Source organism: Thioalkalivibrio sp. ALJ2 (assembly GCF_000378325.1).
Lineage (GTDB): Bacteria > Pseudomonadota > Gammaproteobacteria > Ectothiorhodospirales > Ectothiorhodospiraceae > Thioalkalivibrio.
This window is the reverse complement of sequence record NZ_KB899563.1, coordinates 1-13,277: the sequence shown is the minus strand read 5'-3', so window position 1 is coordinate 13,277 and position 13,277 is coordinate 1. Positions and strand designations below refer to the sequence as shown.

Annotated in this window: 17 protein-coding genes; all 17 read right to left on the bottom strand. The window is 65.7% G+C overall.

The window, feature by feature from the left end; all coding sequences use genetic code 11:
* Positions 1-1,702: conjugative transfer ATPase (locus F468_RS0113655; RefSeq protein WP_196801190.1), on the bottom strand; the 1,702-nt coding region annotated here is incomplete at its 3' end.
* On the bottom strand, positions 1,702-2,034 hold the full coding sequence (locus tag F468_RS0113650) for a TIGR03751 family conjugal transfer lipoprotein (protein WP_231373203.1): 333 nt from the start codon (positions 2,032-2,034) through the stop codon (positions 1,702-1,704). The genes F468_RS0113650 and F468_RS0113655, both read right to left, overlap by 1 nt.
* Before the next feature lie 43 nt (positions 2,035-2,077).
* Positions 2,078-3,487, bottom strand: coding sequence for a TIGR03752 family integrating conjugative element protein (locus tag F468_RS0113645; protein WP_018995395.1), 1,410 nt, complete (start codon positions 3,485-3,487; stop codon positions 2,078-2,080).
* Entirely contained in the window at positions 3,472-4,254 is a 783-nt protein-coding gene (locus F468_RS0113640; protein WP_018995394.1) for a TIGR03749 family integrating conjugative element protein, read from the bottom strand. The genes F468_RS0113645 and F468_RS0113640 overlap by 16 nt, the downstream gene beginning before the upstream one ends.
* On the bottom strand, positions 4,254-4,880 hold the full coding sequence (locus tag F468_RS0113635; RefSeq protein WP_018995393.1) for a PFL_4703 family integrating conjugative element protein: 627 nt from the start codon (positions 4,878-4,880) through the stop codon (positions 4,254-4,256). The genes F468_RS0113640 and F468_RS0113635 overlap by 1 nt, the downstream gene beginning before the upstream one ends.
* A complete protein-coding gene (locus tag F468_RS0113630; protein ID WP_018995392.1) occupies positions 4,877-5,209 on the bottom strand; it encodes a TIGR03750 family conjugal transfer protein in 333 nt (110 codons plus the stop codon). The genes F468_RS0113635 and F468_RS0113630 overlap by 4 nt, the downstream gene beginning before the upstream one ends.
* A gap of 33 nt (positions 5,210-5,242) precedes the next feature.
* Complete coding sequence (locus tag F468_RS0113625) at positions 5,243-5,614, bottom strand: TIGR03745 family integrating conjugative element membrane protein (protein WP_018995391.1); 372 nt, start codon at positions 5,612-5,614, stop codon at positions 5,243-5,245.
* 12 nt (positions 5,615-5,626) lie between these two features.
* Entirely contained in the window at positions 5,627-5,860 is a 234-nt protein-coding gene (locus F468_RS0113620; RefSeq protein WP_018995390.1) for a DUF3262 family protein, read from the bottom strand.
* Positions 5,857-6,159 (bottom strand): RAQPRD family integrative conjugative element protein, encoded by a 303-nt coding sequence (locus F468_RS0113615; RefSeq protein ID WP_038049340.1) that lies wholly within the window; start codon positions 6,157-6,159, stop codon positions 5,857-5,859. The genes F468_RS0113620 and F468_RS0113615 overlap by 4 nt, the downstream gene beginning before the upstream one ends.
* Before the next feature lie 310 nt (positions 6,160-6,469).
* A complete protein-coding gene (locus tag F468_RS0113610; RefSeq protein ID WP_018995388.1) occupies positions 6,470-7,213 on the bottom strand; it encodes a TIGR03747 family integrating conjugative element membrane protein in 744 nt (247 codons plus the stop codon).
* Complete coding sequence (gene traD, locus F468_RS0113605) at positions 7,213-9,294, bottom strand: type IV conjugative transfer system coupling protein TraD (RefSeq protein ID WP_026296549.1); 2,082 nt, start codon at positions 9,292-9,294, stop codon at positions 7,213-7,215. Before traD ends, F468_RS0113610 begins: the two co-directional genes overlap by 1 nt.
* On the bottom strand, positions 9,291-9,803 hold the full coding sequence (locus F468_RS0113600; RefSeq protein WP_026296548.1) for a PFL_4695 family integrating conjugative element protein: 513 nt from the start codon (positions 9,801-9,803) through the stop codon (positions 9,291-9,293). The genes traD and F468_RS0113600 overlap by 4 nt, the downstream gene beginning before the upstream one ends.
* A 14-nt stretch (positions 9,804-9,817) precedes the next feature.
* Positions 9,818-10,138 carry a transglycosylase SLT domain-containing protein gene (locus F468_RS14465; RefSeq protein ID WP_369773911.1) on the bottom strand — a complete coding sequence of 107 codons (321 nt, stop codon included), beginning with the start codon at positions 10,136-10,138 and terminating at the stop codon, positions 9,818-9,820.
* Positions 10,139-10,296: 158 nt separating this feature from the next.
* Complete coding sequence (locus F468_RS0113590) at positions 10,297-11,067, bottom strand: TIGR03759 family integrating conjugative element protein (RefSeq protein ID WP_018995384.1); 771 nt, start codon at positions 11,065-11,067, stop codon at positions 10,297-10,299.
* Entirely contained in the window at positions 11,064-11,303 is a 240-nt protein-coding gene (locus tag F468_RS0113585) for a hypothetical protein (RefSeq protein WP_018995383.1), read from the bottom strand. The genes F468_RS0113590 and F468_RS0113585 overlap by 4 nt, the downstream gene beginning before the upstream one ends.
* A 15-nt stretch (positions 11,304-11,318) precedes the next feature.
* Positions 11,319-12,026, bottom strand: coding sequence for a hypothetical protein (locus F468_RS0113580; protein WP_018995382.1), 708 nt, complete (start codon positions 12,024-12,026; stop codon positions 11,319-11,321).
* Complete coding sequence (locus tag F468_RS0113575) at positions 12,023-12,727, bottom strand: hypothetical protein (RefSeq protein WP_026296547.1); 705 nt, start codon at positions 12,725-12,727, stop codon at positions 12,023-12,025. The genes F468_RS0113580 and F468_RS0113575 overlap by 4 nt, the downstream gene beginning before the upstream one ends.
* Between the last annotated feature and the right edge of the window lie 550 nt (positions 12,728-13,277).

Genomic DNA, 13,277 nt, shown 5'->3' with positions numbered 1-13,277 from the left:
TGACGCGCTCCTTGGGGGTAAGGGAGACCTGATTGACCGAGACGCCCCGGTGGTTCAGGTACTGACCCAGCAGACCGAACGAGTTGCCGGCCTCGATGATGAAGATCCGGGGACGGTAGACCGCCACCATTTGGAGGATCAGATAGGTGAGCAGGGCGGATTTGCCGGCCCCGGTGGGACCGAGGATCAGCGCGTGGGCATTCTTCTTCCGGTCCGAGGGATGCAGCGGATCGAACATCAGGGGCTCGGCCCCCCGGTTGTAGAACAGAAAACCGGCATGATCCGTCCCCTTCGTGCGGCCGTAGAGGGGAAGCAGGGCCGCGAGGTGGTCGGCATACACGTAGCGACTCCGGCGTGTGACGCGCTCCAGGGCCGGGTCATAGGCCATCGGCAACGCTCGCAGATAGGTATCCAGCGGGAGCAGCTCGGCCTCTCGGGTGATGATCTGCAGGCCGTTCGCCACCAGACGCGAGGCCAGTTCGTTGCGCCGGCGCACCAGCTGCGTGTCGTCCTCCGCGCGGATGTAGAACGCGATTTGGGTGGGGTAGAGCTTGTTGCCGCGCGCGAGTTCTTCCTGTGCGGTCTCCACCTCCTCCAGTGCCAGCCGCGATTCGATGTTGTCCCCACGGGACGCGGCGTGGATCTGCCCGATATGGTTGGAGACCTGGTCCTGCGGCTGGATAGTGATCGTGACCGAGAGGATCGTGCCTTCGGGGGCGCGGTCGAACAGCGCATAGATGTTCTCGCCGGCCTGGCGTTCCGCCGTGAAATGCCCGGTCTTGGGGGCTTGCCGCAGACTCTGGACGTTCAGGACCGCATGGGGCATCCCGTCGAAGCGCCAGACGCCGGCCTGGGCATCCGACACCGGCATCGAGTAGGTGAACAGTTCGGCCAGGTCGCGGCCGAACGGGAGATCCTCGTCCCCCGGATAGGGGACGACGTTCAGCAGCTTCTCCGGGTCGCCATCGGCGACCTCGGGGCGAGGGTTGAACCACGGGACGAGCCACTCATACAGGTCCTGCGCCTTGCAGCGCTTCACGCCGACTCCAACGGCCTCCAGGGAGGTCGCCCATTGGGCGGCCACCTGGTTGAGGGTCTCCTCGGGGGACAGATCACCCGCGATCGAGCGGCGGTACAGGCACGCGCGCACACGGCGCCTCTGTCCGCGCCATGCACCCCCGGTCACCTGTTGATCCACAAAGAGCCCGCCCTCCTGCGAGATCCGGTGGAGGTGGTCGTCCACCTCCGCAAGATAGGCATCCCGAAACGGACCGTCCTCGGACCGCTCGCGGGCGTAGGCACGGATGTGGTCCGTGACACCCCCCAGCGCGGGGTCGTCCTGCACGAACACCTGCAGCACCCACGGGGAGCCGTCCACTTCGGGAACCGAATCGGTCAGTGCGCCCTGGATCTGCTGGCGCAGGTCCTCCATGTACTCGGGCGTGCGCGCCTCGGAGCTGGCCGGGATCAGCTCGAACAGCGCACCGACGCTGTTGCGGTCTTCCAGGAGGAACACCTGAGTCGCCGGATCGTAGTCCGTCCACGGCAACAGGTCCGTGAACGAGTTGGGCCGACGGTAAAGGTCCTTGACCTCGGCCTGCGTCACCGGACGTGACCCGCCCAGGTTTGGACTTGGCCCCTGGCTCTCGTCGTCGCCCTGGGTTGAGCGACCTGGTAGGAGCGAAGTCAGCATTTTCAGCATCATCGGGCGCCCGCCTCCCCGGGAAGTGCATAGTGGTGGCGGTCGTACATCGGGAACGACGTTGAATACCCGGGCACCGGGACCTCGTCACGACCGGCCAGGTGCGGGTAGACGAACATTACGAGCGTCGGATTGGGGACCCGACTGAATCGCGTCTCGATTTCGTCTTGGGCGGAGCGTGTGTAGCCCGCGAGATCAGCAGTCCCCTCCTGGACGTCTCGGCCGATCGGCTGTTGCAGCGCCTGACGGGCATCATCGACATTGGTGCGCCCCATGGACTCGAAGTGTCCTTCGTACACCTCGTCCATGGTGGGCCCGTCCTTCGGGATCACCTTGTTCGCCGAAGTGGAGGCGCAACCGGCGGTCAGGACCGCACTAATCAAGAGTGCGATAGGTAGAGCGGCGCTCGAACGCTTCATGGGAGACCCTTCTGCCCTCAAGTTCATAATCGATCCTCAGTTCCCGGTCGAGGTGGACGGCGACCGTCTCGCCGGCGGGGGCGAAGACCGCGTCGAAGTGGCTTTCCTGGCGCTCCCGCAGCCACTGCGCGACTTCGCGGGCGGCACCGGAAGCCGCGCGGCCGGCAATGAACTCCCCGGTGTCGCCGGTGACGATGTTCTGTGTGAAACCCTCCTGACCCACGATCTGCGTGGTCTGAGCGGCAGCGGCGGCGTCCGCAGCGGCTTGTGCCGTCACGATGCCGGTGGCCTGCGCCAGGTAGGCCGGTGCATTGGAAATGCGATCGCCCGGAATGCAGGGCACGCCCTGCTCGTTGGAGATCCAGCCGAGGGTGTCACCGGAATCCCCATCGGGATCCGGCAGAGTGCGAACGGTGCCGTCCTGAAAGACGAAGGTGGCCGACTCCACCGAGCCCCGGACACAGGACAGTGTCCAGTCGCCCATCGCGGTCCCGGAGAAGATCATCCCCTCGATATTGGGGATGTCGATGTCGTTGGCGGCCAGGTTGCGTTCGCCGACGATCACCTTGAACGGCACCGGGTCTTCGACCGTCCCGCCGTGCGGTACACGCCCGATCAGGGCCGTCATGGCAGTGGAGCCCATCAGGGTCGAATTGCGCGGCACCGTGTACCGAGGATCTTCGTCTGGCGTATCCGTTCCAGTGGCGCGGGCCGCAGTGTCACGAGCGCGTTCCACCCCGGCGGCCCCATGATCCCGGATGGTGCCGGCCGCCGACCGGCTGCGATCGAGAAGACCGCCCCCTTCTTCCTCGGGGTCGTAGCCCACGGGATTCGTCCAACGCAGGGTGTCGGCGGATTCGGATTCGGGTTCGGCCGTGCGGGTGCGGTCCCGAATGACCGGGGCCTCGTCCTCCCGGATGCCCAGCCCGATCGGGATGTCGCTCCCGGGCACCAGGTCGGGATCCTCGTCGCGCTGCTCCAGCTGCTGCCCCATGTCCTGTACGCGGGAGCTGAGTTGGTCCATCCGCCCGAGGAGCCCCTCCAGGTGGCTTTGGCGTTCCGGATCCGGTTCCTGGCGTGCCTCCTCGGCCAGCTGTTCGCGCATCCGCTGGTTATCCTCGCGCAGCTCGCGCAGCTGTCGGCGCGTCTCGCGCTGCTCCGCCGTCAGGGTGCGAATCGTATCGGTAGCCGTGTCCGCGTCCGGCTGCGCTGCCGCCTCCCGCTGGTCTAACGAATCCGGCGCCTCGGCCGTGGGTTCGGTGCCGCAGGAGCGAAACATCACCAGAATCATCAATACCCCGACGACCAAGCCGATGATCGGGAGAAGTCGATTGCCTTGGGTGGAAACCATCAGCGCACCCCCCAAAAGCTCTCGTCAAAGGGGCGATCGGACACGACGTACACGGCGGTCGTGTCGGCTTCGTGGCCGGCCGGATGCAGCCGCGCATGCTGAAAGGTGGCCGTCAGCCAGTCGCCCCGCAGGTCTCGGGGATCGAGCGTGACCGGGGACTCCGTGGCGTTACGCAGCTTGACGGCGGTGACGTACCAGCGCCCGCCGCGCCAGGCCGCGAGCGGTTCGGCGGTGACGGCCGCGCCTCGGACCAGCCGGACCGGCTCCTGGTTCAGCGACACCTGGCGCACGCCGGGCATCTGCGGGGCGAGCCGGCTGGGGCCGTACAGGGATTGGGCCGCGAAGCGTGTCAGCGCCACGTAGTCCAGGTTCTGGTGGTCAGGTTCAGAGTCCGGGGCGTCGGTGGCGTGGTCTCGCCGACTCCCCGGCCGATGAATGACAACCTCATTGGCGCGGGCACCTTCTTCGGCCGAAAGGTCGAGCATGAAGGTGGCTCCGGACTCGACGTCGGCGATGACGGCACGGGCGGATCCAAACGAGGACTGTGCCTTGAGGTAGACGATCCCATCGTTTGAAAACACCCGAACCTGGTCGTCAATATGGGGTGGAAGCCCCACGCGGACGTGCCCTGCAGGGAAGCGGATCATCCGTTCCTGTCCCACGGGCAGGGTGACCTGGACGGGCGTGCCGTCCCACGTAATGCGGTCGGGGCTGTCGCCGGCGATGGCCGACACCGGCCCCGAGAGGGCCGCGATTAGGGCAATGGCGAGGATCGGGCGCATTACTGCTCCTCCTCCGGGTCGATGCGATAGGGGTCTTGGGCAAAACCCGCAAGGGCGAGCCCCCATGGGTTCGATTCAGGGTCGATGTCGTAAGCGACGATGCGCAGGGGATACCGGATGAAGACCTGCTTTACCCGCTCGCCGTCGATGCGCTCCTCCACCTCCACGTCTAGCCATACGGTCCACGTACCGTCGCCCGTGGCTTGCACGCGATCCGGGGTGTAACGCAGGCCGTCGATCTCGCGGATGGAACGGCTGCGATCCCGCAGCTCACCCCGCCGCTCGCGTTGCTCCCGGTCCGCTTCGAGGGTTTGCTGAAAGCGCGGCGTCAGAAACGCCTGCAGTGACCAAAGGTTGTTCGAGTAATCCTCGCGACCGTCCTCGGGCCACCGGTGGAGCTGCTGCCAGATATAGAGCCCGAAGGTGTACACCGACGCGGGATGCACCTCCCCGGCTTCCATGACCCCGCCGGTGCGCAGCTCCGGGGGGATATGCACCGTCAGGCGGTCGGGGGCCTGCTGCCATCCCCACCACAGACCGAGGGCCACAAGCGCCATGACGGCGATGACGCCCCGTAGGGTGTTGATATGCGATCGGGCGCTGTCGAGTTCCTTGCGGTATCTCACGAACGTCTCCCCAGGTCCCAGGTTCCGCTCCGTAGCGTCACCGGGACCTTGCGCAGGCCGCTCCGGTGCAGAGCGAGCATGGCGCGTTGTTGGTAGTAGCCGGTGGGACGGCCCCGCTTGATCTTCTGGAAAATCGTGGCGGTGATGAACACGGTCCCCAGCACGGCGACCGCGGCGAATCCGACGCCCATCATTGGAGCGCCGACCACGAAACCGATCAGGATCCCGACAGGAAGCCAGCCGATCACGGCGAGCACGAGAATGGCGAGCAGCTCACTGGAGGAGCAGCCGCGAAAGATCGGCGGTTCCTCGTTGAGCCGCTCGGCCATTCGGTTTTCGAGTCTAGGCGTTGCCATGCGGCACTAATCCATGATCGAAATGGCCTGATTGACGAAGAAGCTCAGGACGAGGAGCACCACGGCACCGACCACACCGAGCAGACCCACCTCGCCCCATTCGGCCTTGCCCTGCCGCGCCTCGTTGAACTTGGTCAGCGCGGTCCAGGAGACCCACAGGAAGGAGGCGACGGCGATCAGTGTCCCCAGGACGATCGCCCCCTCGAAGATGTAGCCGCGCATGAGGTCGATCCAGTTGCCTTCCTCGAAGCCCCCGTCGGGTTCGGGAGCCGTGGGCAGGTTCTGCGCCCAGGCGGGCGTGCTGTGGAGGGCGATCACCACTCCGCTCAAGAGAATGGAGTGGGCGCGAGCCCAATGGCGTTTGCAGGTACTGAACATCGGAAAGTCCTCCTATGGACGGATGAAATAACCCACGAGCAACACCACCACGGCGGCTCGAATCGCGACCCAAAACAGGTCGAACATCGGTATTTCGCGATCACTCCAGGCCCGGAATTGCCCCATCACGACCCACATCAGCCAGACCAGGTAGGTGACCGCGACAATGGCCGTGATCGCGAGTCCGAGGTCGGCGCCACTCGCGCCGGCCCACTGCTCGAACTGACTGGAGGCGTTCCCGCTCACCGGCGGTAATCACCGCTGAGTGGCTCGACACGGCGGGGCTGCGCGCGCGGCGCCCGGAGGTGTTCCGCGATGCCAGACTCCACGCGTTCCAGGTCGTGGCGCAGCCAGTCGTACTGGAACCGGATCCGTGCGTCGGGATCCGCGTGTGCTTCGGCCTGATCCACCAACGCGTGCAGGGCCTGGATCTCGTGAGCCAGTCGGCTGAGGCTTTCGCGCTCCGCATCGCGGTCGGCCAGCGCCGCCGGTGTGAAGGTGATCATCACCACGCCCGTAGCGAGCGCGACAAGGGACCTGTGCATGACGTGTGACTCCCAGGCGTTAGCTTGGGCCCCAGTCTTCTGATCCCCGGTCGTGATGACTACGAAAAATCCTCACGCCGACCCGGAGGGTTTTTCGCGCGTCATGGGTGGAGCCCCTGCGGCGTGCCAATCGAGGCTTCGGAAAGGACGGGTTTGGCGAGGGTGAAACGTGGGTGGGCCGAGCGGATCCCATCGCAAGCCCGAACGGGAGTGCTGCGTCGAACGTTGGTGGGAAGGGGTTTGGCGTCCGGCCGTCCAAGACTGGAGAAACGCGGTACGCTCGTGACACTCGCAAAGGCGGGTGGGGTTCTCAGAGGTATTTCTTGAAGCTCGAAGCCGTAATGGCGATGGTGATCGCATTGAGCAGGGCGAACGGGAGAATGACCCAATTCGGGTGGACCGAAAACGGCAGGGCGAGGTAGACCACCCAGGCCATGGCGATCGAGGGTGCCATCAGTCGTTTCGCGTGGTGGTAGACGAACGACGATTCGCGTCCACCTCCCCAGCGGCGCAGATCTCGCTGCACGAGCCCATCCACCAGGGCCACCAAGGCGAACAGGACGAACACGGGCATTGCGAGGGTCAGCACCCCCAGGCGGAGCGCGAAGACTTGTGTGATTGCCATGCCGGCCAGCACATAGGGCTCCACCGCGACAAACCCGTTGCGCAGAGAGTGGGCGAATCGGCCATCTTCGGGGTGAACCGGGACCGAGAGCCATTCGACCAGGGAATGGATACCCGTGTACTCGAATATCAAGCGATAGGACATATCCGCGAAGCTGCGGGCGAAGTCCGCCGGATTCGAGGTCAACATCGACTTGCGAAAATCCTCGTTCAGGTAGCCGATCTCGCGTTCGAGCATCTGCTGACTGTGCTGGATGCCCTGGTCCGGCCAGATCCAGGTCATTCCGACCCATTCCGCGATTAGGGAGAACAACAGCGCCGCGACCAGCCAAAGGAGGATTTGGCCGACGAGGTTCAGCGTGCGTCCGATCAGCCCCGGCTCGCGCTGCTGCGCGGGGTGTTTCGATGCCTGTCGGCTCGCGCTTGCCATCAGGCGGATTCCTGCGGGGCGACCGGCATGGCGGCGTCCTGCCACCAGTGCTCGGCCGTGGTGTAATCGCGCTGCATGCGCTCGGCAATATCGGCGAGCGAACCCGGCATCACCGGATCCGCTTTGCTGTCAGGGAGCGGCATGCGGATTTTCCAGAGCTGCCCCCCCTCGATCAGGGCGAAGGCCTGGCCCTTGGGCAGGGTCACGATGTCGGCCGGCGTGAGTAGCGGAACCTCGGAAACCGTAATGCGATCTTCGTTGCGGCTGGAGAAGTGCTGGTCCGATTCGGGGTCGGCCGAGTCGTTGGTCCCGGATACCTGCATGAGCGTGTTGATCTCGACCTGCGGAAGCTGCGCCGTGAGCATTTCGGCCGTCTCGTACTCCTTCACCCGCAGCATGACCAGTGTGTTGAAGTTACCGGCCACCTGGCCGGCCTTGGGCTTGGATCCGATTCGAGCCTCGACGTCGGACCAGGTCTGCGTATAGGCCGTGACCTGGAATCCCGCTCCACCGGCCTTGTTCAGCAGGGGGATGAACTCGTCGCCGATCAGCTCGTTGAACTCGTCGGCATGCACATTGACCGTCGGGAGCCCCGACCGGCCACCGTCCGGTAGGCCGTCGTCCTGCCCATGCTTGTACAGCTGGCCCGCGACGGAACAGAGATCCGCGAACATCGAGTTACCCACGGCCGCCGCCACGTCGGCATCCGAGAGCGCGTCGAGGCCCACGTAGACGATGCCGCCGGTGCGGATGATCTCCCGCCAGGAGAAGATCGGGCGAGGGTCGTCGGTGTCGAGATAGTCGGGGGCGATCAGCTCCGCCGTCTTGCCGGTGGTCAGCTTCTCCATCAGGGGGAGCAGCGAGGCCACGATCTTGTCGAAGTAGGTCTTGTCGTACTCGAACGCGCTGCGCAGGCCATCGGCCACGGGGTCGAAAAGCCCCTGCTCCTTTGCGTAGAGCATCAGCGCGACGGCACGCCGGTCCCGGCCCTGCAGGTTGCGCGGCAGCTGGCGTTCATTGGTGTTGGCCTCACGCCGCTCCACGTCCTCTTTCCAGCCTTCGGGCGCTACGCGAGGGAGCCAGTGCTCGTAGTATTCGATCAGCAGCGGCTCGATGTAGGTGATGTGTCGGAGGATCTGTTGGTAATCCGGGCGTCGGCCGAGGGCCACGATCGCCTGTGAAACGATGTTCACGAACCGCCACGCGAACTCCTTGAAGGCGGCGCTGTTGCCTTCGCTCGGGAGCTGGTTCGAGACACGGGTGGCGACCTCGGTGATTCGGCTGAACGATCCGACGGCGTTGTAGCGCGCGGAGTGGTCCGGGTAACCGAGGTGAAACATATAGAACTGGTCTTCGCGACCCGCGCGGCGGGCTTCGGCATACATGCGCTTGAGCAGCTCAGCATCCCCCTTGGGGTCGATGACAATGGTGACGTCGCCACGCCGGATGTCCTGAGTGATCAGGACTTCGGCCAGGCGCGTCTTGCCCACCCGGGTCGTGCCCAGGACCAGGGTATGCCCCACGCGCTCCCCGAGATCCGTCCAGGCGTCTTCCTCGTCCGGCTCAACGGCGTGCAACGCGGGTTTCCCGCCCACGGGGGGCAGAGGGGCCGCGGGGTTCCACCAGGATCGTTTCCCGAGTGCCCGCGCGATCCCGCGCAGGCCGGGAGTGGACTCCCACTGAACTTCCTTGCGACGCGCCCAGCGGTACAGAGGGCCGGGGTCCACGTAATGCTGGACCTCGGGTCGGATCGTGTCCCGCATGCGCTGCGTGTGCTTCTGCGTCCAACGGAACCCTCGTCCGAGGTAGAGCTTCCGGCGCGAGACGGGGATCTGTTTCGCGCTCATTGAAAACTCGGGCAGCTGTCGGAGGTGGCGGTGATACCGCATGATCCTCCATCCCTGTCGCGCTCGGTGTACGGCCAGCGCCCCAAGCAGAACCGCCGCGACCCAGGCGATCGAGGGCGTCATCATCAGGGCCCAGGGTGCGACAACTGCGATGACGGCGGCGGCACCGGCCACAAAGGCGGAATAGAACTCGATCGGCGGCCGTAGCAGGGCCTCGACGGGCAACTGACTCACTGCTCGATCCCCTCGCGCGAGATCAGGACCGGGTAGACGTCGAGCTGCAACCGCTCAGCCAAATCATCACCGTGCGAGAGCTGCACCGGGACCCCGTTTGCGGTGTCGCGCACCCGTTCGAGGTCCTCAGAGGTTTCTGCTTGAACGAGCATGCACACGGCCCCTGCCTGCAGCAGGGCCGCGCGGTGGTGCTCCAGCCAGGCGAGCGATTGCGAGTCCGATCCCACCAGGCAGAGCGGACGGGGCATATTCCGGAGTGTCTCGCGCACATGCGCCGGCGGCTGTCCCTGCAGCGGTGCCACGCGCAAGCGGGACGGCTCGATGGGCAGCATGCGCTCGGCCGCGTCATTCAACGGGGGGAGCGCGGCCCTGCTGCGAGGGGCGGGCTCCTCGGCTCCCTCCAGCCGCTCCAGGTACGGGCCGGCCGGTTGGCCTTCGCCAGTGTCGAGGATCACCTCCAGGGCCTGCGCAGAAGCGGGCACAAGGAGGAAGGACAGCAGAGCAGCCACAAGGGGTTTCGGAATCACGGCAGGGCCTCCAAATGTTGTTGGACACGGGCCCGGTGGCGGGCGGCGTGGGTGGTGTTCGAGGGCGCGTGATAGAGGCCGCTGGCTTCAATCCAGTGGCCGCTGCGTTCGTACTGTTCACGCAGAATGGCGGCACCGATGCGGAGGTTCCTATAGGGGTCGAGGGCCAGGGCCGGGTCCTGGAGCCGTTCCTCGTGCCAGTGCCAGTTGACCTGCATGAGTCCTATATCGATGTTTCGCTTTCCGGCCGCGAGGTGACGCTCCAGGGCCTCCAGGGCCTCTTGGTAGGTGCGGTATCGCTCCGGTCGTCCACCCACATTGAGGGTCCAGGGCCAAGGCCGCGCGACACCGGTAGAGAGCCGCGCGCCAGACTCGGCGGCGGCCAAGGCGTACAGAACATCCGCTGGGACGCCCTCGGCCTGCGCGACACGGTGGTAACCCTCGGGTACGCCCGCCGCCGCCTTGGTCGCAAGCGCTAGGGCAAGACCGGCTGCCAGCGCTGTCCGGATTGCCGCAACAGTGAGGGGGTGTCGTGATCGGCCAAGGTGCCGTCGTCGTGATTGAGGGTGATACGACCGGCTCGCACCATGTCGATCGGGATCGCATTCTCCGCCGCCCATCGGCGTACCTCCTGATCCGCATCGGTATCCGTCAGAAAGACGTCCAGCCGCCACTGCGCCCCGTCCTGCAACCGATCCACGGCACGGCCGAGGATCTCCGCGCAGGGCTCACAGTCACGGGCGGCGACCAGCACCACGCGGTCGTCGGCATGAAGGTCGGCCAGGCTGGGGGTGGTTGGCTCACTGATCCGAGGCGCAGAGCTACTCGCATCACCGGATCGATCACGGGACTCAATCAACACCCGGTCCGGGTACAGGCGATCCCACGCGGCATCGTAGGCATGCTGGAAGGCCAGCTCCCCGGCGACACGCTCCCGCTCCTGCTCCACAGCCAGTTCGGCGTAGTACCGGCGCTCGCGCTCAGTCTCTGCATGGATACCCAGGACCCATATCGGATCCAGGTCCGGTGTCCATAGCCCACGCGGACCCTCCATGATCGAGTCGTACTGTTCCCATTCGGCGTCAGAGAGGTCCCAGTGCTGTGTCCGGGCCGGGGACGCCTCGACACCTTCGGACACGCGCGCTTCCGCGCGTGTCGGCTCGGACTCGACCGAGCTGGCCTGAGCGTGGCCGGCCAGTCCAGTCGCGAACAGCAACACGATCGCGGAGTGTCGGTGCCGGATCATGGGAGCCCCCTCGTGCAGGGGCGACCATCGACAAAATAGGTGCGCTGTGGCCACGAGGACGAAAGATCGGCTTCGACCCGGGCCTGCTCCGCGAGCCGATCAAGACAGGTGGGGGGTGGCTCCGGGATCGCGACGGGCTCGACGGGGGCCGGTTCGGGTGCCACCTCGGGTTCCGGATCGTGTGTGGCCGCGATGACGCCGACCCCAATCAACAGCAAAACGACAGCTCCACCCATGATGCTCTCCTGCTCCTACTCGTCGTGGATGGTGAGGGCGTGCATGAACCCGCGCGGGTGCCGGAGGACCGCAACGCCGGCATCCGAGTCGAGGCTTTCCAGCGTCCATCGCCCATGGCGATCTCCAACACGGATCCGTTCGCGTCCGTTCGCGCCTTCCAGGATGGCGAAGTGCCGAGACCCCCAGTGTTCGATGCCCGTCAGGCTGGCATTCGGTTCCGGCGTTTCCGGAACTTCCTCCAGGCGGGTCACGCGGCGCTGTGTGGCGCTCAGTTCGTCCCTCAGGGCCTCGATGGGATCGGTGGATCCCGAGGACTCCACCTCGTCCCGCAGCTTCGCCAGTTCGCCCTGCAAGGCGTCCAGTTGATCGGTCACGGCCTGGTCGGGGTCTCGGTTGTCGATCGCCGATTCCAGGCCGTTGAGCGTCTCCCGGAGCGCACGGTGCTCCGAGCGAAGTTCACGCAGCTCGTCGTGCTGACTGGCGACCCGTGCCTCCAGGGACGCAAGCAGCATTTCCAGAGCGTTGACACGATTGGCATCGTCCTCGGTTACCGGCTCAAGGGCGTCGGGGGTGGGCTCCTCGGTTTCGGCGCCACTGCCTCCCGTGAAGATCAGGAGCAATGTCGCCACAACGGCGAGCCCGGCGACGGGTCCGCCAACCTTGAGCCAGCGCGGGACGGGCTGAGGCGATGGACGGGGTTCCGACTTCTCGGTGGTGCTCATTGATCACCTCGCAGAATCGACCGGGCGCGCGACGGGCTGTACTGGCTGGCCGCCGCAGCGCTGGGGATTTCCAGCTCGACGCCGGTGCGGAGCTGGTTCGGGTTGGGCGCACTATCCGGGAAGAAGGCGTCCGGGTTGGCCTCGAATAGCGCGGCGGCCATGCGGGTTGGCTGCCCCGGCGACACCGTCTCAGCGACGGAGCGGAGAGTTTCGCCGCTCTGAACCGGGCCATACACGCTGGCCGTGGAGGGCTGTGGCGTGAGTAGATCGCGCACGTCATCAGCCGCAATCGCACGACCGCGCGATCGCGCGGCCTCGGCATAGGGTTCACGAGGCTCGTAGGAGATTTCGCGCATGGCGGGATCAACGACCAGACGCCAGGTGGCGCCAGCGAGGGCTGCGAGTGCGTTCTCAAGGCTCAAGGGGCCGAGTTCTCGATGCACCTCGGGAAGCGGTCGCGTCAGCAGCACGCGCATGGCTGGGTCCGCCGTTGCCGGGTCCTCCAGTCGATACCCACTGTGTTTCAGAAGGTAGGTGAGTGCTGCCCCGACGTGCTGAATGTCCGAGGGGAAACCCAGCTGAACCGTGACCTGCAGGGGCTGCACCTGCTCGGGCGCGGGTGCGTCAGCGGCAGTCAGGTATCGGCCCACCTGAATGTCAGTAGCAGCGGCGCTCCCCCAGGAGGTGAACGCCAGCGCCACAAGGAGTGCGGGTAACCGTTTTCGCATGTCTTCCTCGCCTGCTTGGAATAAAGACCCGCGCCACCGGTGGCGCGGGCACCAGCCCAAGGGGTGTGGGCTGCCCGATGCCAAGGCAACGGACGCCGCCAATTCTCCGCACTGGCAAGGTGACAGCCACAAAAAATCCAGAGGGCCACGCGACGGGTTTTCGGGTTATCCACAAAAACTGTGGATAACTGCACGGGAAAGAGGGGGAGGAAAGCGAGGGAACAAGGACTTGCCAGGGGTGGGCAAAACGTAACCAGCCACCCCGGTTGGTCGGGGGTGGCTGATCCGCGAGTTGACTTCGATTGATGTGTTTCAGGACCGGGCGCGTCGATTGTGCGATGGCCCGGTCGAATGGGAGGCGTCCCCAGGGCGGATCGATCTCACCCTCCTGCAGTAGCGAGTCGTATTCCGGCGATCCATGGTTTGGGGGAATGGATCTATCCCGAATGGCGCGGCAGTACCGCACAAAGGGACCCACGCTGCATCTGGCGGTGGGCGGCCAGTGATTTTGATCACGGAGACC

Coding starts and splice junctions, on each gene's coding strand:
- F468_RS0113640 (WP_018995394.1), bottom strand. CDS start 4,254: ATGCGCCCGATCCTCGCCATTGCCCTAATCGCGGCCCTCTCGGGGCCG.
- F468_RS0113630 (WP_018995392.1), bottom strand. CDS start 5,209: ATGGCCGAGCGGCTCAACGAGGAACCGCCGATCTTTCGCGGCTGCTCC.
- F468_RS0113625 (WP_018995391.1), bottom strand. CDS start 5,614: ATGTTCAGTACCTGCAAACGCCATTGGGCTCGCGCCCACTCCATTCTC.
- F468_RS0113615 (WP_038049340.1), bottom strand. CDS start 6,159: ATGCACAGGTCCCTTGTCGCGCTCGCTACGGGCGTGGTGATGATCACC.
- F468_RS0113610 (WP_018995388.1), bottom strand. CDS start 7,213: ATGGCAAGCGCGAGCCGACAGGCATCGAAACACCCCGCGCAGCAGCGC.
- F468_RS0113590 (WP_018995384.1), bottom strand. CDS start 11,067: ATGATCCGGCACCGACACTCCGCGATCGTGTTGCTGTTCGCGACTGGA.
- F468_RS0113585 (WP_018995383.1), bottom strand. CDS start 11,303: ATGGGTGGAGCTGTCGTTTTGCTGTTGATTGGGGTCGGCGTCATCGCG.
- F468_RS0113580 (WP_018995382.1), bottom strand. CDS start 12,026: ATGAGCACCACCGAGAAGTCGGAACCCCGTCCATCGCCTCAGCCCGTC.